General features: G+C 50.9%; 1 protein-coding gene. It reads left to right on the top strand.

Annotation, left to right across the window (positions count from 1 at the left end):
• On the top strand, positions 1-318 hold a 318-nt coding region (locus tag LZD48_RS18495; RefSeq protein ID WP_310739879.1), incomplete at both ends, for a glycoside hydrolase family 19 protein.

The raw sequence follows: 318 nt of genomic DNA, 5'->3' as shown, positions 1-318 counted from the left end.
GCCTTCGTTACGGCTGCCAAATCTTTCCCTGCCTTCGGGACAACGGGGGATATCGATGTTATGAAGAGGGAGATTGCGGCTTTCCTTGCCCAAACTGCATTCCAAACTGCAGGAGCCCGCATCAATGATGCAAATGCAGCTGAATGGGGATATTGCTACAAGTCATTTGCCAGTGACAATTCCTACTGCGTTCCAAACAACCGGTACCCTTGTGTCGAAGGTGAAAGATACTATCCCAGAGGAGCTATGCAGATTGGGTACAACTTCAACTATGGCCCGGCAGGGGACAGCATCCCAGAAGACCTCCTAGCAAATCCC

This window comes from Oceanobacillus alkalisoli (genome assembly GCF_021556485.1).
Taxonomy (GTDB): domain Bacteria; phylum Bacillota; class Bacilli; order Bacillales; family Amphibacillaceae; genus Oceanobacillus; species Oceanobacillus alkalisoli.
The sequence above is the reverse complement of the archived record's forward strand: the minus strand, read 5'-3'. Positions and strand labels throughout refer to the sequence as shown.